Origin of the sequence: Rhodococcus sp. B10, from assembly GCF_011770055.1 — a bacterium.
GTDB lineage: Bacteria > Actinomycetota > Actinomycetes > Mycobacteriales > Mycobacteriaceae > Rhodococcoides > Rhodococcoides kyotonensis_B.
This window is the reverse complement of record NZ_JAAFYV010000007.1, coordinates 1-19,572: the sequence shown is the minus strand read 5'-3', so window position 1 is coordinate 19,572 and position 19,572 is coordinate 1. Positions and strand designations below refer to the sequence as shown.

17 protein-coding genes, 1 tRNA gene and 1 rRNA gene are annotated in these 19,572 nt (G+C 65.1%); 14 read left to right on the top strand and 5 right to left on the bottom strand.

Going from position 1 to position 19,572, the window contains the following annotated elements; translation table 11 throughout:
• Positions 1-174: 174 nt before the first annotated feature.
• Together RhoFasB10_RS06520 and RhoFasB10_RS06515 are read left to right on the top strand one after the other, a co-directional pair.
• Positions 175-1,362: a DNA polymerase III subunit delta' gene (locus tag RhoFasB10_RS06520; RefSeq protein ID WP_068426548.1), complete on the top strand. Its 1,188-nt coding sequence runs from the start codon at positions 175-177 to the stop codon at positions 1,360-1,362.
• Positions 1,363-1,517: 155 nt separating this feature from the next.
• A tRNA-Thr gene (locus RhoFasB10_RS06515) sits at positions 1,518-1,590 on the top strand.
• A 67-nt stretch (positions 1,591-1,657) separates the two neighbouring features.
• On the opposite strand, the gene RhoFasB10_RS06510 is transcribed toward RhoFasB10_RS06515, so the two are convergent.
• Positions 1,658-2,869 carry a pyridoxal phosphate-dependent aminotransferase gene (locus RhoFasB10_RS06510; RefSeq protein WP_167675671.1) on the bottom strand — a complete coding sequence of 404 codons (1,212 nt, stop codon included), beginning with the start codon at positions 2,867-2,869 and terminating at the stop codon, positions 1,658-1,660.
• A gap of 92 nt (positions 2,870-2,961) precedes the next feature.
• Here RhoFasB10_RS06510 and RhoFasB10_RS06505 point away from each other — a divergent pair, with 92 nt between their 5' ends.
• From RhoFasB10_RS06505 to RhoFasB10_RS06495, 3 genes are all read left to right on the top strand, one after another.
• Positions 2,962-3,570, top strand: a complete 609-nt coding sequence (locus RhoFasB10_RS06505; protein ID WP_167675669.1) for a helix-turn-helix domain-containing protein — start codon at positions 2,962-2,964, stop codon at positions 3,568-3,570.
• Between the two features lie 348 nt (positions 3,571-3,918).
• On the top strand, positions 3,919-4,896 hold the full coding sequence (locus RhoFasB10_RS06500; RefSeq protein ID WP_068426687.1) for a LacI family DNA-binding transcriptional regulator: 978 nt from the start codon (positions 3,919-3,921) through the stop codon (positions 4,894-4,896).
• A gap of 66 nt (positions 4,897-4,962) precedes the next feature.
• Complete coding sequence (locus RhoFasB10_RS06495; protein WP_167675667.1) at positions 4,963-5,673, top strand: type 1 glutamine amidotransferase domain-containing protein; 711 nt, start codon at positions 4,963-4,965, stop codon at positions 5,671-5,673.
• A 48-nt stretch (positions 5,674-5,721) separates the two neighbouring features.
• On the opposite strand, the gene RhoFasB10_RS06490 is transcribed toward RhoFasB10_RS06495, so the two are convergent.
• Both RhoFasB10_RS06490 and RhoFasB10_RS06485 read right to left on the bottom strand, forming a co-directional pair.
• Positions 5,722-7,398, bottom strand: a complete 1,677-nt coding sequence (locus RhoFasB10_RS06490) for a phospholipase D-like domain-containing protein (RefSeq protein WP_068426540.1) — start codon at positions 7,396-7,398, stop codon at positions 5,722-5,724.
• Between the two features lie 36 nt (positions 7,399-7,434).
• Positions 7,435-7,794 carry a nuclear transport factor 2 family protein gene (locus tag RhoFasB10_RS06485; RefSeq protein ID WP_068426537.1) on the bottom strand — a complete coding sequence of 120 codons (360 nt, stop codon included), beginning with the start codon at positions 7,792-7,794 and terminating at the stop codon, positions 7,435-7,437.
• Between the two features lie 71 nt (positions 7,795-7,865).
• On the opposite strand from RhoFasB10_RS06485, the gene RhoFasB10_RS06480 reads away from it, so the two are divergent.
• From RhoFasB10_RS06480 to RhoFasB10_RS06460, 5 genes are all read left to right on the top strand, one after another.
• Entirely contained in the window at positions 7,866-8,738 is an 873-nt protein-coding gene (locus tag RhoFasB10_RS06480) for a LysR substrate-binding domain-containing protein (protein WP_068426534.1), read from the top strand.
• A gap of 75 nt (positions 8,739-8,813) precedes the next feature.
• Entirely contained in the window at positions 8,814-9,635 is an 822-nt protein-coding gene (locus RhoFasB10_RS06475) for an SDR family NAD(P)-dependent oxidoreductase (RefSeq protein ID WP_167675785.1), read from the top strand.
• A gap of 11 nt (positions 9,636-9,646) precedes the next feature.
• Positions 9,647-10,858 (top strand): acyl-CoA dehydrogenase family protein, encoded by a 1,212-nt coding sequence (locus RhoFasB10_RS06470; protein ID WP_068426528.1) that lies wholly within the window; start codon positions 9,647-9,649, stop codon positions 10,856-10,858.
• A 20-nt stretch (positions 10,859-10,878) separates the two neighbouring features.
• The gene (locus RhoFasB10_RS06465) at positions 10,879-11,862 is read left to right on the top strand and encodes an ABC transporter substrate-binding protein (RefSeq protein ID WP_084423773.1); all 984 of its coding nucleotides are present in this window, start codon (positions 10,879-10,881) and stop codon (positions 11,860-11,862) included.
• Positions 11,863-11,942: 80 nt separating this feature from the next.
• Positions 11,943-13,295, top strand: a complete 1,353-nt coding sequence (locus RhoFasB10_RS06460; RefSeq protein ID WP_167675665.1) for an NAD(P)/FAD-dependent oxidoreductase — start codon at positions 11,943-11,945, stop codon at positions 13,293-13,295.
• A 51-nt stretch (positions 13,296-13,346) separates the two neighbouring features.
• On the opposite strand, the gene RhoFasB10_RS06455 is transcribed toward RhoFasB10_RS06460, so the two are convergent.
• Both RhoFasB10_RS06455 and RhoFasB10_RS06450 read right to left on the bottom strand, forming a co-directional pair.
• A complete protein-coding gene (locus RhoFasB10_RS06455) occupies positions 13,347-15,164 on the bottom strand; it encodes an NAD(P)/FAD-dependent oxidoreductase (RefSeq protein WP_068426522.1) in 1,818 nt (605 codons plus the stop codon).
• Between the two features lie 155 nt (positions 15,165-15,319).
• Positions 15,320-16,195, bottom strand: coding sequence for an aldo/keto reductase (locus RhoFasB10_RS06450; protein WP_068426516.1), 876 nt, complete (start codon positions 16,193-16,195; stop codon positions 15,320-15,322).
• A gap of 38 nt (positions 16,196-16,233) precedes the next feature.
• Between RhoFasB10_RS06450 and RhoFasB10_RS06445 the strand changes: the two genes are divergently transcribed.
• From RhoFasB10_RS06445 to RhoFasB10_RS06430, 4 genes are all read left to right on the top strand, one after another.
• A complete protein-coding gene (locus RhoFasB10_RS06445) occupies positions 16,234-17,049 on the top strand; it encodes an HAD family hydrolase (RefSeq protein ID WP_346764360.1) in 816 nt (271 codons plus the stop codon).
• 47 nt (positions 17,050-17,096) lie between these two features.
• Complete coding sequence (locus RhoFasB10_RS06440) at positions 17,097-17,642, top strand: LpqN/LpqT family lipoprotein (protein ID WP_167675663.1); 546 nt, start codon at positions 17,097-17,099, stop codon at positions 17,640-17,642.
• A gap of 39 nt (positions 17,643-17,681) precedes the next feature.
• Positions 17,682-18,971 (top strand): plasmid pRiA4b ORF-3 family protein, encoded by a 1,290-nt coding sequence (locus tag RhoFasB10_RS06435; protein ID WP_167675661.1) that lies wholly within the window; start codon positions 17,682-17,684, stop codon positions 18,969-18,971.
• 515 nt (positions 18,972-19,486) lie between these two features.
• A 16S ribosomal RNA gene (locus tag RhoFasB10_RS06430) occupies positions 19,487-19,572 on the top strand; the annotation flags it as partial.

Genomic DNA, 19,572 nt, shown 5'->3' with positions numbered 1-19,572 from the left:
TTGGCTATTCGCTTGAATGGTCCATTCATGTTGTCCGTCAACATGAATGGACCATTCAAGCTGTCCAACGGTTGCTGCGGTCCATCGATGCCGAGGTGACTGTGGCACAACATCCGCGCTGCTCCTCGAGGACGTGGAGAAGAGACGTCGGACCCGCCGACTAGGCTGCCTTCCATGGCGGGAGTATTCGATCGATTGATCGGCCAAGAGGACGTCGAAGCCGAATTGACGGGTGCAGCCGTCGGCGCTCGCCTCGGTGACGGCGGGTCGGCGATGACACACGCCTGGCTGTTCACCGGCCCTCCCGGGTCCGGACGCTCGATCGCCGCCCTGTGTTTCGCTGCAGCCCTGCAATGCACCAGCGAGGGGACGCCCGGCTGCGGCGAGTGCCACGCATGTACGACGACGATGGCAGGCACCCACGGCGATGTCCGACGCATCATCCCGCAGGGCTTGAGCATCAGCGTCAAGGAGATGCGCGACATCGTGCAGATCGCCGCGCGTCGTCCGAGCACCGGGCGGTGGCAGATCGTCGTCGTCGAGGATGCCGATCGTCTCAGTGAGGCCGCCGCGAACGCGCTGCTGAAGGTCGTCGAGGAGCCGCCGGAGCGGACGGTCATTCTGCTGTGTGCGCCGTCGACCGATCCGGAGGACATGTCGGTCACCTTGCGGTCCCGGTGCAGGCACGTTCATCTCGTCACGCCGACGTCGTCGGCCATTGCGCAGGTACTGCAGACGCGCGATCAGCTCGACGAGGAGACGGCCCGGTGGGCGGCGTCGATCAGCGGTGGTCACGTCGGACGGGCCCGCAGGCTCGCGAAGGACGAAGACGCACGTGCGCGACGCAAGCGCGCGTTGGGGCTGGCGTCCGCGGCTGCGAGACCCAATCAGGCGTACCTCGCGGCCGAGGAGATGGTGAAAGCCGCCGAACTCGAGGCTGCCGAGATCAGCGACGCGCTCGACGGCGTCGAAATGGAAGAACTGCGGACGGCACTCGGTGCGGGCGGCACCGGCAAGGGCGCGGCGGGAGCGCTACGCGGGTCGGCGGGTGTCATCAAGGAGTTGGAGGCGCGTCAGAAATCGAGGCGCACCCGCAATCTGCGTGACTCCTTCGACCGCGCGCTGATCGACCTCGCCGGCCTGTACCGCGATGCGTTGGCGCGGTCGTACGGGTCGACGGCCACGCTGAATCACCCGGACATGGCCGATCAGATCGAGCGAATGGCCAGGGGAGCGTCGCCCGAGGCTCTCCTGAAGAGCATCGAGGCGATCCTCGACTGCCGCGAAGCGCTGGCACTCAACTCGAAGCCCAAGTTCGCGGTGTACGCGATGGTCGCGCAGTTGGGTGCGGCGCTGCGCTGACGTTCGCCCAGCCCATCAGCATGGATGGCACACGCCAGCTGTCTATCGGATGCCGCGGTCCATCGATGCGCCACGGAGGCCGCTGAACCCCCGCTGACGTGCCGATTTCATTTTCCGCGGGTTGCTCCGTTAGACTCACGAACGCCGAAAGGCACGCCGCCTTAGCTCAGTCGGTAGAGCATTTCACTCGTAATGAAAAGGTCAAGAGTTCGATTCTCTTAGGCGGCTCCGACAAGAACCCCGACGCGCACCAGCGCGCCGGGGTTCTTGCTTTTTGGTGTGCCCCCGGCCGAGCTCACTGTTTGTAGTTGGCCAAGAACTTCCCGATGCGCCCGATGATGGCTTCGAGGTCGTCCGCGTGAGGGAGCGTCACGATGCGGAAGTGATCCGGCCGCGGCCAGTTGAATCCCGTTCCTTGCACGATGTGCAGTTTCTCCTGCAGCAACAGATCGAGGACGAACTTCTCGTCGTCGTGGATTTGGTAGTAGTCCAGGTCGATGCGCGGGAACACGTACAGCGCGCCCTTGGGCTTGACGCAGGAGATACCGGGAATGTCGTTGAGCGACCTCCACGCCTGGGTGCTCTGCTCGTAGAGGCGGCCGCCGGGTGCAGTCAACTCGTAGATGCTCTGACGCCCGCCGATGGCGACCGAAATAGCCTGCTGTCCAGGCACATTGGGGCACAGACGTAGACCGGCCAGCATCGTGAGTCCCTCGATGTAGCTCGACGCGTCGACGGATGCACCGGTGAGCACCATCCATCCGGCCCGCAGACCCGCGCTCCGATACACCTTGGACAGACCCGAGAACGTCACGCACAGAACGTCCGACGCCAATGCTGCAGTGCTGGTGTGGGTGGCGCCGTCGTACAGAATCTTGTCGTAGATCTCGTCGGAGAACACGACGAGCTGATGCCGGCGCGCCAGTTCGAGTATCTGCAGCAGGACCTCGTCGGGGTAGACGGCGCCGGTCGGGTTGTTGGGGTTGATCAGCACGATCGCCCGCGTGCGGTCGGTGATCTTCGACGCGATGTCGTCGACGTCGGGGAACCAGTCGGACGCCTCGTCGCACACGTAGTGCACGGCGCGCCCGCCGTTGAGGGTCGTGGCCGCGGTCCAGAGCGGAAAGTCGGGCGCAGGAATGAGCACCTCGTCGCCCGTTTCGAGCAGCGCCGTCATCGACATCATCACCAGTTCGGAGACGCCGTTGCCGAGGAAGACGTTCTCGACGTCGACGTCCTGGACTCCGCGGGTCTCGTAGTACTGCGCGACGGCGCGGCGCGCGTGCAACAGCCCCTTGGACGTCGAGTATCCCGACGACGTCGGGAGCATACGCACGATGTCGGACAGAATCTCCTGCGGTGCGTCCAGCCCGAACTCGAGGGGATTGCCCGTGTTCAGCTTCACCACGTGGTGTCCCTCGGCCTCGAGGCGAGCCGCGTGTTCGGCAACGGGTCCGCGAATCTCGTACGAGACACCGGAGAGCTTGCTCGACTGCCTGACCTGCATGAAGGTTCCTTTCCGTGGTGGAGTCACCCAACCTACTTGGTTTGCCCAAGTTTTCGCTTGGATTTTCCAAGTGACCGTCTACGATGGCAAGCATGCCACGTCGGAGCTATCAGCAGTACTGCGCCATAGGCCGAACCCTCGACATCGTCGGTGATCGGTGGAGTTTGCTCGTCGTGCGCGAGCTCTGCGGCGGTCCCCGTCGCTACAGCGACCTGTTCGCCGACCTGCCGGGAATCAGCACGGACGTTCTCGCGGCTCGTCTGCGTGACCTCGAAGCGGACGGCGTCGTCGCGAAGCGTCTGATCGGGCCGCCCACCAATGCCTCGGTGTACGAACTCACCGAGGAAGGGGAGGGCCTACGGCCGGCGCTGAGGGCACTCTCGGAATGGGGTGCGGGCCGTCTGGGCGAGCGCGGCGACAAGGATGCCGTCCGCGCGCATTGGATGGCGTTCCCGATCGGTCGTGCGATCGCGGAACGCGTCGGAAAGGGGACGGTCAACGTGCGGATCGGAAGCGAGCCGACGTTCCACGTCCTGGTTGCCGACGGTGACATCGAGCATCACGACAACGAAATCGATTCCGCCGACGCGGATATCGTGCTCGACCTCGACGACGCCATCGCGATCGTGCGTGGTGAACGATCGCTGCCTGTCGAGGCGGTCACCTGGCATGGCGACACCCCGCCACCCGGGATGGGATGACGGGGTGTCGCGCTCAGTCAGTTGTTCTCCGGCAATCCGCAGCAGCGGCCCGCCTCGTAGTTGAACGGTTGTCCACACCCCTGCCGACGGCTTTACTCACAGGGGTGTAATTCTTGTACACATGCCCTGTGCTGGGGGAATGCCCGACCACCCCGGTTTCATCCCCAGCCCATCCACAGCTTCCGGCCGACGGTCCTCGAGATTTCCACAGATCTATCCACACCCTGTTAGTGCATATGTTCGAATCCGGCGGATGATGTTCGGGACGGCTCGGTCCACTAGCGTTTCCCAGGAGCGAGCAGGAAGGAACGACGAGTGGCCGAGGAGATCGACGGCGTCAGACCCACGATGGCCGACGTCGCACGCATCGCCGGCGTTTCTCCCGCGTTGGTGTCCATCGTCATGCGTGGTGTCCCCGGGGCGAGCGATGAGACTCGGCACCGAGTCAAGGCGATCGCCGACCGAATTGGGTACGTGCCGGACCGTCGGGCACAGAAGCTGCGGCAGACCCAGTCGCGACTCCTCGGGGTGACCTTCGATCTGCAGCAACCGTTCCACGGCGACCTCGTCGAACACGTCTATACGGCCGCGGAACGACATGGTTACGACGTCATGCTCAGTGCGGTGGCCCCGACCCGTGACGAAGAGAGTGCGGTGCAAGCACTCGTGCGCGAACGATGCGACGTGGCGCTTCTGCTCGGATCCGGCTTGGGGACAAGGGAACTCACCGAGATCGACGCGCGTATTCCCGTCGTCGCGCTGCTGCGGTCGAGCGGCGTCGACGCCATCGGATCGGTCCGCGGCGACGACGTGGCCGGCATCGGCACGGCGGTCGACCATCTCGTCCAGTTGGGGCACAGGCGCATCGCGCACATCGACGGAGCTGCAGCGCCGGGAGCCGAGGACAGACGCCAGGGATTTCTCGCGGCCATTCGACGTCACGGCCTCGACGAGCACGCTCGCGTCGTCGCGGGTGGAATGACGGAAACCGAAGGCGCGGAGGGAATGCGGCAGCTGTTGGCGTCGGGTGAGGTACCGACGGCGGTCGTGGCGTTCAACGACAACTCGGCGACCGGAGTTCTCGATCACCTTCTACGACGGGGCATCGACGTGCCGGGCGATATTTCCGTTGTGGGATACGACGATTCGCGTCTGTCGCGAATCGCGCACATTCAATTGACGTCGATCTCGCACGATGTCGCCGCCGTGGCCGACGCGGCCGTCGACAGCGGGCTCGCTCGGTTGGCAGGTGAACAGGCCGAGGATGTCGTGCTGGCGCCCACGTTGGTCCGACGCCGGACGACCGCGGTGCCGCGGGAGCGCTGACGTCCGTTCCGTCCGCGCTCGGCCAGGCACGATTGGGCGATGCCGTCATCGGGCATGCGACGGGGCATGACGAATCTACTTTTTGCAGTCACGTCCGCCGATCAGTGGACTCTGAAGGACGGCACGAAACATCCGACGGGCTTCTGGGCCGAAGAACTCGTCGCATCTCACCGCACATTTGTCGAGGCAGGCTGGAACGTGACGGTCGCGTCGCCGGGTGGAAAGCCGACCGTCGTCGACGAGGGATCTCTCGCTGTCGACGCCAACGGTGGTGACGAAGCCAAGGTCGACGAGCTGAAGAAGTACTTGGAGTCCGTCGATTCGGTGCTGCGCAGCCCCGCGGTGCTCGAAGACCAGAAGGCGGGCGACTACGACGCCATCTTCGTCCCGGGCGGACACGGACCGATGGAGGATCTGGCGGTGTCGCCGCAGGTCGGTGCCATCATCACCGAGCTTCTCGACGCAGGAAAGCTCGTGTCCGCGGTATGTCACGCACCTGCCGCGTTCCTGCCGGCCACGCGCCAGGACGGTACCTGGGTGTTCGACGGCTACGAGCTCACCAGCTTCACCGACGAAGAGGAAACACAGGCAGGTCTGGCCGACAAGGCTCCCTGGCTGCTGGAAAGCAGACTCCGCGAGTCGGGTGCCCGCTTCTCGTCCGGTGACGCGTGGGAGCCGCACATCGTCGTCGACAGGAATCTTTACACCGGGCAGAACCCTGCGTCGACCAAGCCGCTGGCCGACAGGGTGGTGGAGGCGCTCCGCACCCGTGCGTGAAAAGTTGGACCCCGTGCCAACCATGTGCGCACGGGTGCCGCAGACGCCCTAGAACTTCTTGCGAAACCGCATTCCGATAGGGCGGCCGTCCGGGTCGACGAACAACCGGTACGCCACCGACGCGAGACGCTGCTGCCACACGGGCGGCACGTCGATGTCGTGACGCCGCAGCCGCCCGGCAGGACGCGGACCGCCGGACGGGTTCTCGTGCCACGCGTCCAGACGATCCGCGTGCGCCGCGACGGTGTCGAAGCACGACGCGGGGTCGACGAGATCGTCGTCGTCCCCGACGTCGCGGCCCAGATGCTCACGGAGTAGTTCGAGGCGGAAGTCCCGTGCAAACACCCGGGCGCCGTCACCGAGACCGGATGGGTCGGTGGGCTCGCGCGGATCCTTCTCGTCGTCGACGATCGCCGCGGTCAGTTCCGAATCATGGGTCCACGATCGACGATTGAAGTTGTCGGAACCCACCGCGGCCCAGACGTCGTCGACGATGCACACCTTCGAATGCACGTATACCGGTATGCCGCGGTCGTTCTCGAGATCGAGCACGAGAACGCGGTCGGCGCCGGCGTCGCGAATGACGTCGAGTGCGGCCGAATGCCCCAGCAGGGCAGACGGAATGGTGATCGCGCTGTCGTCGTCGAGATGCTTCGGCACGACGATGATCAACCGCAGTTCGGGCGCCCGACGCAACGCGGCCGCGAACACCTCGGCGACGTCGACCGACCACAGATACTGGTCCTCGACGTAGATCAGACGTCGCGCCCGGCGCAGCGCCTTCGCGTAGGCGCGGGCCGTGCTGCGCTCACCCTTCGTCGCGAACGGGTACGCCGGGCGTCGACGCGGGTACGTGCGCAACAGCTGGATCGCGCACGAACCCGCCGGATCCGACGCGGGCAGCTGCTCGGGAAGGTCCGACGGCTCACGCGTCGCACCGCGGATGGCGTCGGGAATCGCATGCCAGGGCAGTCGCGACAGCGCGGCTGGGTCTTCCCATCGCTCGCGGAAGACGTCTTCGACGTCGCGTACCGCCGGGCCCTCGATCTGCACCTGAATGTCGTGCCACGCCGGGATCTCCCCGTATTCGGGCGGAAACGGCCGACTGACGGGGTCACCGAAATGATCCGCGTCGTCGCGTCGGGCACGGGCTAGATCGATGCCCCCGACGAACGCGAGGTCGGAGCGGTCGGCCTCCCGGTAGCGGATCACGACGAACTTTTGGTGATGACTGCCCAATGCCAGCACGCGTTGATCGAGAATCACCTCGCCGCCCGCCTCTTCGAGCTTCAGGGCGAGCTTGCGGTTCTTCGGGCCCGTGAAACCGAGCGTCTCGATGTGCGACCGCCACACCATTCCCTTGACGACGCCACCGCGCCCGGCCACGTCGGCCAACGCGTCCTCCACGGTGACGCCGTCGTCGGTGAGGAATTGCTCGGGGTCGCCGCGCCAATCGGTGAACATCACCAGATCGCCGTCTCCGGCCACGGCCAGCGCGTCGGCGAGGGCCGCGAAATACGGCTTGCCGTGGACGAGCGTCGTGACGCGGTTGCCGACGGTCCATGCCGCGATGCGGGTGTCGGGGTTACCGCGTTCCTCGGCGCCGAGGAACCACGGGTGCGTGTCGCTTCCGAAGTCCTGGACCTGATCGTGCAGCGCGGCGCTGCTGCGGCCCAGCCGTCGCGCGACCGCATCGATGGTCCGGGTCAGCCGCTGCGGTATCACGGAGAGGAATACTGTCAGAGCGCCGACGGAATGGCCCTACGAGGTCGGGGTGAACTCCGGCTGATCGATGATGCGCACCCAGGAGCCGTCTGCCTGACGCTTGACGACCTGCGCTCGGGCGCCCGCCCCGTCCTTCGGGGCTGTCGACGTCAGGGCGATGTCGCCGTGGACGAGCGTCGGGAGGCCTTCCTCGTACTCGAAATGCGGGCCGTGGGCCAACACGGACGCCCACAGGTCGCGGATCGCTGCCCGTCCTACCGTTGTCCGACCAGCGGGGTAGGCCATGACAGCGTTCTCGTCGTAGAGGGCGGCGACGCCGTCCGCATCGCCTGCGTTCGAGCGCTCGACGAACAGTCGCGTGATGTCTTCCGGGGTCATTGCTTTGTTCTGTGTCATGTTCTTCAGCCTGCAAGGGCGTCTTTCAGAAGTCCAACGCATTGTTCCGATGGAAACTAGAATCAGAGCTTATGGAACTCCGTCAGCTCGAGTACTTCGTCGCCGTCGCGGAGGAAGCCAATTTCACGCGTGCAGCGGAGCGGGTCAACATCAGCCAGTCGGGCATCAGTGCTCAGATCAAAGCGCTCGAACGCGAGGTCGGCGCCGAGTTGATCGACCGCCGCAGCCGGGTCGCCGCGCTCACCGTCGCAGGGAAGGCGGCAGTGCATCACGCGCGGGCAGCTCTGGCGTCGGCGGAGTCGTTGCAGCGCAGCGTCGACGAGGTGAACCTGTTGGTGCGTGGGCGCATCGATGTCGGCATGGTCACCGCGTGCACCGTGACCCCGCTGTTCGACGCGTTGGCGTCGTTCCATCGAGAACATCCAGGCGTCGAAGTGTCTCTGTCCGAGGACAATTCGGATGTGCTGATCGAGCGTGTGCTCGCCGGTTCACTGGACGTCGCCTTGGTGGGTACCGCCGCCGATCCGCCCGACGAGCTCGAATCGCTCGTCCTGATCCGGGAGGGGCTTGCGGCGTGCGTGCCGCCGGAGCACCCGCTGGCCGGACGATCGGACGTCACGGTTCGCGAGCTCTGCGCATATCCCGTCGTCTGTCTGCCGCCGGGAACGGGAATCCGGTCGGTGTTCGACGAATCCTGTTCGCGCACAGGCGCGAATCCGAACATCGCGTTCGCCGCCAGCGCCCCGGCGGCGGTGGCGGATCTGGCCGCGCGGGGTATGGGCGTCGCGGTTCTCAGTCGGTCGATGAGCACGGATTTCACGGACCGGCTGGTGTCGGTTCCCATCTCGGACGCGGTCGTGGATGCTGTTCTCGCACTGGTCTGGTCGCCGAATCCGAGTGTCGCGGTCCGGGCGTTCACTCGCCACGTGCATGCGAATGCGTAGTGCTCGTGTCACTCCGCGGGCTCGCGCGCACGTGGGGCGGAGGCACCGCGGAGATCGGGGTGATATACCTGGGTGATGAAGGTTACAGGCAAGGTTGCCGTCGTCACGGGTGGAGGCGGTGGAATCGGGGGAGCCCTTGCCGAACGGCTGGCCGCAGAAGGCGCCCGTGTCATCGTGTCCGATATCGATCCGACTGCCGCGTCGAACGTCGTCGCACGCATCGACGAGACGAGCCCCGGCGTCGCGGTCTCCCTGGGTGGCGACGCGTCGAAGACCGAGGACATCACCGCGCTCATCGCGCTGGCCGAGGACACCTACGGGCCCGTCGACCTCTATTTCGCCAACGCCGGAATCAGCGGCGCGCCCGGCCTCGACGCGAGCGAAGCCGAGTGGGATCTGTCCTTCGACGTCAACGTGCGCGCTCACATCAGGGCCGCGCAGTTGCTCGTGCCGAAATGGTTGGAACGTGGTGAGGGCTACTTCGTCAGCACCGCGTCGGCAGCCGGGCTTCTGACTCAAATCGGTTCTGCCACATACTCGACGACGAAACACGCCGCGGTGGGATTCTCTGAATGGCTGAATGTCACGTACGGCGATCAGGGTATTCGCGTCAGCTGCCTGTGCCCGATGGGCGTCAACACGAAGCTGCTGTACGAGGGCAAGGATTCGGGCGACGCTCTGGGCGTCGCCGCGACCAATGCTGTGTTGTCCGCCGGCGAAGTGCTCGAGCCGTCCGACGTCGCCGAGATCGTGCTCGCTGCGATGGACGCCGAACAGTTCTTGATCCTGCCGCACACCGACGTGCTCGAGATGTACCGCCGCAAGGGAGCCGACTACGACAGGTGGCTGCACGGTATGCGGCGATACCAGAAGACATTGATGGGCCGGACCAACTGAGGGGATCTCACGTGTCGTTCTTCGAAAGAACCGATCGCGCAAAGAAATACGAATCCGATCTGCTCGAGTTCATGGACTCGCACATATACCCGGCCGAGGCGGTCTACGAGGAACAGATGCGTGAGGCGGGTGACCCGCACGCGCAGCCGCAGATTCTCGAGGATCTGAAGGTCGAAGCGCGACGCCGTGGTCTGTGGAACCTCTTCCATCCACACCCCGAGTGGGGGCCCGGTCTGACCAACCTCGAATACGCGCCGCTCGCCGAGATCATGGGACGCAGTCTGTTGGCGCCCGAAGCGTGCAACTGCAACGCTCCCGACACCGGCAACATGGAAGTCTTCACCTTGTTCGGCAGCGACGAGCACAAGGAGAAGTACCTGAAGCCGTTGCTGGACGGCACCATTCGGTCCGCGTTCGCGATGACGGAACCCGACGTCGCCAGTTCCGACGCCACCAACATCGAGATGAGCATGGTGCTCGACGGTGACGACTACATCCTCAACGGTCGAAAGTGGTTCGCGTCCAACGCGATGCACAAGAATTGTCGCGTCCTCATCGTCATGGGCAAGACCGACCCCGACGCCGCGACGCACCGGCAACAGTCGATGCTCGTGGTTCCCATCGACGCGCCGGGCGTGACCGTCGTCCGCAATCTCCCCGTTTTCGGCTACGTGGACCGCGAGGGTCACGCCGAAATCCTGTTCGAGGACGTGCGGGTGCCGTCGAAAGACGTCTTGAAAGGCCCGGGCGAGGGGTTCGCGATCAGCCAGGCTCGGCTCGGACCAGGCCGCATCCACCACGCGATGCGCACCATCGGTGTCGCCGAGCGTGCGCTCGAGCTGATGTGCCGAAGGGCGTCGTCGCGCGTCACGTTCGGCAAGCCCGTCGCGGCGCGCGCCAACATTCAGGACTGGATCGCCGAGGCGCGCATCGACATCGAGAAGACGCGGTTGCTGACGCTGAAGGCCGCGCATCTCATGGACACCGTCGGCAACAAGGAAGCGCGCACGGAGATCGCGGCCATCAAGGTCGCAGCGCCGGAAATGGCGCTCACCATCATCGATCGGGCCATCCAGGTGCACGGCGGCGGCGGCGTCTCGAACGATTTCCCGCTGGCCATGATGTACGCCCACGTGCGTACGCTCCGGCTTGCCGACGGGCCAGACGAGGTGCACAAGCGCGCGATCGCGAAGATGGAGCTGAAGAAGTACATGCAAGGCTAGGCTGTGCTAACTTCCTCGGCATGAAACGCATCCTTTCGCGGATCGTGCTTGCCGGTGTGGTCGTCGCGGGCCTGGTGGCCTGCAGTAGCGCGAGTCAGGACGAGGCGTCGACCGACACGAGGACGGTCACCGTCGAGCACGTGGCGGGGTCGACGACCATCGAGGGCACGCCCGAACGCATCGTGGCGCTCGGGCAGCAATGGGTCGACGCGTTGGCCGAATTCGACGTCACACCCGTCGGCTACGTCTCGGCAGGTTCCCAGGGCGACGACCGCAAGCTGTTTCCGTGGCAGACCGGCCTCGCCGAGGATGCGACGATGCTCGACTCGTCGACGGTGGACACGCTCGACGCCACCCCACCGACCGAGGAGATCGCCGCACTGGCACCGGACCTGATTCTGGTGTCCGGCATCGCGTCCCCGGATCCGTTCGAGGGTTTGAACCAGCTCGCGCCGACGGTATTCCCCGAGGCTGCAACGGTCGACAGCTGGCAGTGGCAGATCGAAACCCTGGGCAGGATTCTCGATCGTGAGGACGACGCGGCGGCGATCGTCGCCGAGGGACAGGACTTCACGAACGGCATCGCCGAGCAGTACCCGGGGCTCGACGGCAAGACCGCCGTCCTGGCTCAGTACATCGTCGCCACGCAGCAGGCCGTCGCGGTCGTGAACCCCGACGACGGTGCTGCGAAGGTCTTCTCCAGCATCGGGATGAGCGTTCCGGCCGATCTGGCTGCATCGCCCGATGTCACGGGTGGTCGCATCGTCTTCAGTCCCGAACGGATCAACGAGCTGAGCGCCGACCTCGTCGTCATGCTGCCCAACGGCGGCACCGCGGCGGATCTCGAAGCGCTCCCCGGGTTCGACACTCTGCCTGCGGTGGCCGGTGGCGGTCTCGCGGTGCAGGACTACGCGACGGTCGTCGGATTCAATCTGCCGTCCAAGGCGTCGATCGAGTATTCGCTCGACAGGATTCGTCCGCAGTTGGAGGCGGTAGGTGGATGACGCCGCACGTGCGCGCGAATGTATAGCCCTCTACGCCACATTCGCGCGCACGTGCGGCGAAGCCGCATTATGGTTTTCTCATGCGCACATGGCGACAGCGTCACCGCACGTCAGCACCGCTTCCGGCCTCGCCGGCGAAGATCGTCGTGGTGGGAGGCGGGTTCGGAGGCTTCTATGCTCTCCGAACTCTGCAGAAACTCCTCGAACCCGAGCGGGCGACGCTCACACTCGTCGCGCCGAACGACTATTTGCTCTACAGCCCACTCCTGCCCGAGGTGGCGACGGGTGTGCTCGACCCCCGCGACATCGCCGTCTCCCTGAGACAGACGCTTCGCCGCACGAAAACAGTGCTGGGGCACGTCGGTTCCGTGGACTTCGACGGCCGACGGCTCAGCGTGAAGGGCCGCGAGTCCGAGACTGCATTGGAGTGGGACAAGCTGATTCTCGCGCCCGGATCGGTGACGCGGCAGTTCGACATCCCCGGCGTCGCCGAGAACGCGCACGGGCTCAAGACTCTCAGTGAAGCCACGTTCATCCGCAACCACGTTCTGGCGCAGCTCGACGCGGCCGACACACTCCCGGACACGCCCGCCGGTCGCGCCGAGCGCGTGGAACGACTCACCGTCGTCGCCGTCGGAGCCGGCTACACCGGCACGGAATTCGTTGCGCAGATGCAGAATTGGATCAAAGGCATCGCAACACGGTGGGCGAGTATCGATCCCGACGACGTGCGCTGGCTGCTCGTCGACGTCGCGCCCGCCGTTCTTCCCGAACTGGGCGAGCAACTCGGCAAGGAGGCGATGGACGTACTGGCCGAGCGCGGCGTCGAGGTCCGGTTGGAAGTCTCCGTCGAGTCGGCGACGGAGACCACTGTGACGCTCACCGACGGGACCGTCGTTCCGTCGCGCACGCTCGTATGGGGTGCCGGTGTCGCGCCGAGTCCGCTGATCGCGAAGCTCGGGTTGCCGACCGAGAAGGGTCGCCTCGTCGTCGAACCCGACCTGTCCGTGCCCGGCCACCCGGGTGTCTGGGCGCTGGGGGACGCGGCCGCGGTGCCCAACCTGGCCGCCGACCCGTCGGCACCCACGCCGCCGACGGCCCAGCATGCGCAACGCCAAGGCGTCAGAGCGGCGCGCAATGTCGCGGCGAGCCTCGGCGTCGGAAAGGCGAAGCCGTACATCCACAAGGATCTCGGACTCGTCGCCGATCTCGGTGGTTTCGACGGTGTCGCAAAGCCTTTGGGGGTGCAGCTGAAGGGGCCGGTCGCGAAGTTCGTGGCGCGTGGCTATCACCTCTACGCCTTGCCGACGGCGGCTGCGCGCGTGCGGGTTGCGACGGATTGGCTGTATGCGTCGATCCTGCCGACGCGTGTCGTCAATCTGGACCAGGTGCGGTCGGAGGATGCGTTGATCGCGAAAGCACAAGGGTCGTGAGTGGGAATGCGTAGCCCGCTGCGCATTCCCACTCACGAGGGGCGAGGCCGCCTACCGAAGGTGATGCACTTCCTGCAGCCCGTAGACCGGGGTGTCGATGCCCTCGTACCGCGCCTTGATCTGCAACGCCAGGTACAGCGAGTAGTGCCGCGACTGGTGCAGATTGCCGCCGTGGAACCATAGGTTCTCCTGCTGCGTCGGCTTCCACATGTTGCGCTGCTCGCCCTCCCACGGACCCGGGTCCTTGGTGGTGTCGGAGCCGAGGCCCCAGCACTTGCCGACCTTGTCCGCGGTCTCCTGGTCGATCAGATCCGCGACCCATCCGTTCATCGAGCCGTAGCCGGTCGCGTAGACGACGACGTCCGCCTCGAGCTCGGTGCCGTCGGAGAGAACGACCGCGTTCTTCGTGAGGTGATCGACCTGTCCGGCAACCAGTTTGATCTTCCCGTCCGCGACGAGTTCCGATGCGCCCACGTCGATGTAGTAGCCCGATCCGCGACGCAGATACTTCATGAACAGTCCGGATCCGTCGTCGCCGAAGTCGTGTTGGAACCCGGCCTTCTCGAGCCGATCGTAGAAGTCCTTGTCCTGCTCGGCGATCTTCTGGTACACGGGGATCTGAAATTCGTGCATGATCCGGTACGGCAGCGACGCGAACGTCAGATCCGCCTTGCCGGTGGTCATTCCGGATTCGACGGCACGCTCGGAATACAGGTCGCCCAAGGCGATTTCGCACAGCGAATCGGACTTGACGATGTGCGTCGACGACCGCTGCAGCATCGTCACGTCGACGCCCGTTTCGTACAGGGCTTTGCAGATGTCGTGCGCGGAATTGTTCGAGCCGACCACGACGACCTTCTTGCCGACATACGCGTCGGGACCCGGGTGTTCGCTCGAATGGTGTTGTTCCCCTTCGAAGATGTCCATACCCGGGAAGTTCGGGACGTTCTTCTTGCCGGACATTCCCGTCGCCATCACGAGCTGCTTCGGCTTCAGGACGACTTCCTCGCCGTCACGATCGACGACGACGGTCCACTCCTTCGCCTTCTCGTCGTACGTCGCGGACTTGGCCGTGGTTCGGCTCCAGTACGGAACCTCCATGACCTTCGTGTACATCTCGAGCCAGTCGCCGATCTTGTCCTTCGGCGCGAAGACCGGCCAGTTCGACGGGAACGGCAGGTAGGGCAGGTGGTCGTACCACACCGGGTCGTGCAGGCAGAGCGACTTGTAGCGTCCGCGCCACTGATCTCCCGGCCGGTTGCCGCGGTCGACGACGATGGCGGGCACCCCGAGTTGACGGAACCTCGCTCCGAGAGCGATGCCGCCCTGACCGCCGCCGACGATCAGCGCGTACGGCTGGACGGTGTAGCCCAGTTCCTTCTCCTCGATCTCCTTCTTCTCCGCCCAGTTCTGGGTATCGGCGTTCGATCCGTGCACCGCGCCCTTGATGCGCGTCCTGCCCTGACGCTCCTCGTGGCCTTTCAACTCCTGCATGGTCGTCAGGAGAGTCCAACCTTCGTCGCCCTTCAGACGCAGGTGGCCCTTTCCGCGGCTCGTGGCGGTCTCGAACTCGATCCACGCCGACGTGACGCCGTCGGCCTCCTCCGGGGTTTCCGTCGTCCGGAAGCCGGTGGGGTCCGTGTCGTGCAGACGCTCGCCGAGCATGTCGGCGATTCCGTCTCGGCCCTCGACCGTCTTGATGTTCCAGGTGAACGTGACCAGATCACGCCAGAAGCTGTCGACAGCGAACTTGCCGGCCGCCCGCTCGATGTCGCGGGCAGCCAGCGCAGCTTCGAAATCCGCCAACCAGGCGTCGACGCGTTCCTGTGGGGTCAAGGCGAGAACCGGCGGTTCGATGGTCTGGGTCATGGAAGACTCCCTCGTTCGTGTCCGTGTGCTGTGATCCAGCACACTCCATGCGGGCACGAACCGTCGAGAGTTGCAGTGGGTTGCACGTGACGCGCATCACTCGACGTGGAGGGGTCGATCACCGCGACCGGTGCGGCCGGTCCTCGCGCGAACCGCTAGTCCGGAGCGCCGAGGTTCAACTCGTCGGGATGCGCGCCGACGCGTACGCCGTCGTCGAGTGTTGCGATCTCGCTCAGATCCTCGTCGGTCAGTTCGAAGTCGAAGACGTCGATGTTCTGCGAAATACGTTCGTCGTGAACGGATTTCGGGATCACGATCAAGCCGTTCTGCAGGTGCCAGCGAATCAACACCTGGGCGGCCGACTTTCCGTGTCGCTCACCGATGCGCGTGATGACGTCGTCGGTCAGAAGTGTGTTGGGTTTCGACGCGTTACCCCACCCCGAGTTGCTGGTGCCGCCGAGTGGGCTCCAGGATTCGACGGCGATGTCGTGCTGCCCTGCCAGATCGCGGATGGCCTGCTGGGTGAGGTGCGGATGCAACTCGACCTGGTCGACGGCCGGAAGCCGTCCGCCGCGATCGATGAGCATCTGCAGATGGCGTGGCTCGAAGTTGCACACGCCGATGGCCTTCGCTCGACCGGAGTCGGCGATCTTCTCCAGCGCATCCCACGTGCGGAGCAGTCGGTCGTCGTTCTGCAGGGGCCAGTGGATGAGATACAGGTCGACGTAGTCGAGGCCCAACTTTCCGAGGCTGACGTCGAACGCCGCCAAGGCAGGCTCGTATCCCTGATCCGCATTCCACAGTTTGGTGGTGACGAAGATGTCCTCGCGCGGCACGGACGAGGTGCTGATTCCGCGGCCGACCGCTTCCTCGTTGCCGTATGCGGCCGCGGTGTCGATGTGGCGATACCCGGCTTCGTCCAGCGCGTACCGAACGGCATGTTCGGTTTCGGCGTCGGCGGCCTGCCACACGCCGAGGCCGAGCTGCGGGATCGTGGTTCCGGAGTTCAATGTCAGATTCGGAGTGCTCACCTCGTCCAGGCTAGAGCGTCTTTGGCATCATCGTCGGTGTGACTGTGCAACTCGTGGCCACCGATCTCGACGGCACACTTCTCACCTCCGAACGGACGGTGTCGACGCGTACCGCCGATGCGATGGCCGCGGCCAGGGCGTCGGGAATCGAGATCGTGTGGGCGACGGCACGCGCGAGGCACTCCATTCACGAACTCGCCGGGTCCTGCGGCTTCACCGGGAAAGCGATCGGCGCCAACGGTGCGGTCGTTCTCGATCTGTCCGACGGCACCCCAGTCATATCCGGTACGACGGCCATCGACGCCTCGGCCGTCGAAGCCGCGATGACCCGAGTTCGCGAGCTCGTTCCGGGCGTCGTGTTCGCGACGGTCGGGCCGACGGCGTTCGTTGCCGAACACGGGTACGCAGCATTGTGCGTGTTCGCCGACCATCATCGGCACCCACACGAAATGGTCGTCTCCACAACGGTTCTGGAGGAGGAGTCGACGGTCAAGATCGTCGCGCGTCACCCCGAACTGTCGAGCGTCGACCTGTATCGCACGGTCCTGAGTGCCGAGGTGGGCGGCGTCGAGCTGACTCATTCGGGCGCGCCGTACATCGAGATGTCGGCGGCGGGTGTGTCCAAGGCGAGTGCGCTCTCGCGATTATGCACCGAACTGGGTATCGACCGTGAGTCCGTCGCCGCCGTCGGCGACGCCTTCAACGACCTCCCGATGCTCGAATGGGCAGGAACTCCACTCACGACGGCCAATGCCATGCCCGAGATCAAGAACGTGGCGCATCGTGTGCTGGAATCGAACGACGACGACGGCGTCGCACTCTATCTCGAGGAACTCGTGCGTTTGCGCGCGTGAAACCCTGTGTTGCAACCAAATTCGTGGAACGGCGAGGAGACCACCGCATGACCGAGGTAGACGGCAACGGATCCGGCGGCTTGACCGTCGCGCAGTATCTGTCGGTGAACGGGATCGCCGTTACTCCGTCGGACAGTGTGCTCGCGGCGACGCTGGGAATCGCCGCGTCGGCGCCGGCGGGGTGGCAGGCAGCACCGGTGGGCCAGTTCCCGGGAGCGACCGAGGTGCTCGTCGAACCAGGCTTAGTCGAGAACGGTTTCGCGCCGAATGCCGTCCTCCTCGTCGGCAAGCTCTCCGAACCGGTCGATGCTCAGGCGCTGTTGGACTGCAGTTTCACCGACGCTCGCGTGATGCCGGGGTGGGTCGAGTTGGAGGCGCAGGCCGAAAACCTCGGACCGTGGCCTGCACGCTTCATCCGCGGGTCGTTCGCTGCCGAGCAACTGGACCTGGCCGTGACGACGAGATACGCCGTCGTCGGCGTCGACGAGCAGTTTCTCGTGCAGTTGACGGTGACGGTTCTGGCCGACCAGATCGACAAGCTGGCGTTCGACATCGACGCGATCAACAGCGGGCTCTTCACCGACATCTCGTGACGCCGTGGCCTGTCGCCCGACGCCGCTAGTGTCGGGTGCATGCCGAATCGCAGCGGACGAGCGCGGCACCTGTGGGTGGTGCCGGACCTTCCCGACGACTCATCGAGTCGTTCGACGGTGGCCGAGTTGGCAGGCCCCGCTGCCAGAACCGGCCGGCCGCTGCGGGACGCGCAGTTCGTCCTGCGGGTGACTCTGCGCGACGGCGAGCCTGCCGTGTGGCGCCGGATTCGCGTGCGGTCGGACCTGCTGCTGCCGGAACTGCACACGGTTCTGCAGACGGCGATGGGGTGGTCCGGCCGTCGTACACACTGCTTCTCCGGACACCCCATGGTCGACGACGACACAGCTCACGGTCACCTGCGTATCGACGCGGTGCTGGCTGAGGTCGGGGCGTCGCTCGACTACACCTACGACGCGCGTGGCGGACAGGTCCACACCGTCGAACTCGAGGACATCGTCTTTCACGTCGACGACCCTCGATCCCGTTGTCTCGACGGTCGAAACGTGTGCCTGCCCGAGGATCGCGACGACAGCGTCGATGTCGCTGCCTTCGACCGCGGTGCCGTCGACCTCCGCATGCGCGCGCTCAGCATGTCGCGGTCCGTCGACACGGAGAGCGCGGCCGAGTCGCCCCTGGTTGCGAGACTGCTGCGCAGGTTGCGAGCGACCGACGTTCCGCAGCTGACCGCGTTGCTGCCTCGCCGTGAGTTGACCATCGAGAGTTCCGTCGACATCCCACTCGCGGAGATCGCGATGTCGAAACTCGCTTGGTTCCTCCACCGCGTCGGCGAGCGAGGCGTCGAACTCACCGGGGCAGGCTATCTACCTCCGTCGCTGGTCGAGGCCATTCGCGACGAGCTGGACTGGGGAATCGGCTGGCATGGAACGAGCTTGCGAGAGGTCGATCATCACCAGGTGACGGACCTTCGCGACGCAGCGAGGAGTCTGGGGCTGGTACGCGTGCTGAAAGGCACGTTGGTGAGAACGAAAGCCGGCACCCACCTGGCCGACGACCATGTCGGGCTCTGGCAGCACTGCGTCGCTCGGTTGCCGATCGGCAGGGAGGCGCAGGAGAAGGACGCAGGCACGCTGTTCCTGATAGCCCTCGCGTCGTCTGCGTCGGCTCGGCATCGGGACGAGCTGGCCACCCATGCGATGGCGGCGCTGGGATGGGCGATGGACGCACGTATCGCCGGACAGAGGACGGTCGCGTTCCTCGACCTGATCGGCGCGCACGGGCCGATGTACTACTTGGGGCGAACGGACGTGGACGCGCCGCAGTGGGCTCGTAGGTTCGCGCGCGACGCGCTCAGGTCGTCGACGCGGTAGGGCGGGGTCGGTAGTTTCGGGGCGTCTCGACCGTGCCCGACGGCTTCTCCTCGCGACCTACCGCCTCTGACCAGGCGATTTGGAGTTCTGCGACTCGTCGCGTAACTTTTGTCGAGTCAGAGCGACACGGACACCGACTCCGAGCCGAGAGGCTGGAGACAACGAGGTTGTACGGAGTGCCTGACATAGCGTGTCCCCCAAGAGTCGGAAGTTTGCTTCCGAGACCAAGCTGGGATAGGCTGGAATAGTTGCCCTTGATGCTGGCAGGCGTGAGTCTGTGGGTGGATGGTGTGCGCGTGTTCTTTGAGAACTCAACAGTGTGTCGATGAATGTCAGTGCCGAATGTTTTTGGCGCTCATGCCTTTTGGGGTGTGGGTGTGACGTCTTCTTGCTTCATTCTTCCCGTCTGGGGTGAGGGGACATTTGTTTTGCTAGTTGAGTTTTTTTTGCTAGTGATTTGGCTCTTTGGTTTTTGAACTGATTGCGTGGTTTTCGGACTGCGTGGTTGAGAGTCTTTTACGGAGAGTTTGATCCTGGCTCAGGACGAACGCTGGCGGCGTGCTTAACACATGCAAGTCGAGCGGTAAGGCCTTTCGGGGTA

Bases quoted from the DNA above. Each gene is read 5' to 3' on its own strand.
- RhoFasB10_RS06520 (WP_068426548.1), top strand. From the start codon at position 175: ATGGCGGGAGTATTCGATCGATTGATCGGCCAAGAGGACGTCGAAGCC.
- RhoFasB10_RS06510 (WP_167675671.1), bottom strand. From the start codon at position 2,869: ATGCAGGTCAGGCAGTCGAGCAAGCTCTCCGGTGTCTCGTACGAGATT.
- RhoFasB10_RS06505 (WP_167675669.1), top strand. From the start codon at position 2,962: ATGCCACGTCGGAGCTATCAGCAGTACTGCGCCATAGGCCGAACCCTC.
- RhoFasB10_RS06500 (WP_068426687.1), top strand. From the start codon at position 3,919: ATGGCCGACGTCGCACGCATCGCCGGCGTTTCTCCCGCGTTGGTGTCC.
- RhoFasB10_RS06495 (WP_167675667.1), top strand. From the start codon at position 4,963: ATGACGAATCTACTTTTTGCAGTCACGTCCGCCGATCAGTGGACTCTG.
- RhoFasB10_RS06485 (WP_068426537.1), bottom strand. From the start codon at position 7,794: ATGACACAGAACAAAGCAATGACCCCGGAAGACATCACGCGACTGTTC.
- RhoFasB10_RS06480 (WP_068426534.1), top strand. From the start codon at position 7,866: ATGGAACTCCGTCAGCTCGAGTACTTCGTCGCCGTCGCGGAGGAAGCC.
- RhoFasB10_RS06475 (WP_167675785.1), top strand. From the start codon at position 8,814: ATGAAGGTTACAGGCAAGGTTGCCGTCGTCACGGGTGGAGGCGGTGGA.
- RhoFasB10_RS06465 (WP_084423773.1), top strand. From the start codon at position 10,879: ATGAAACGCATCCTTTCGCGGATCGTGCTTGCCGGTGTGGTCGTCGCG.
- RhoFasB10_RS06460 (WP_167675665.1), top strand. From the start codon at position 11,943: ATGCGCACATGGCGACAGCGTCACCGCACGTCAGCACCGCTTCCGGCC.
- RhoFasB10_RS06455 (WP_068426522.1), bottom strand. From the start codon at position 15,164: ATGACCCAGACCATCGAACCGCCGGTTCTCGCCTTGACCCCACAGGAA.
- RhoFasB10_RS06440 (WP_167675663.1), top strand. From the start codon at position 17,097: ATGACCGAGGTAGACGGCAACGGATCCGGCGGCTTGACCGTCGCGCAG.
- RhoFasB10_RS06435 (WP_167675661.1), top strand. From the start codon at position 17,682: ATGCCGAATCGCAGCGGACGAGCGCGGCACCTGTGGGTGGTGCCGGAC.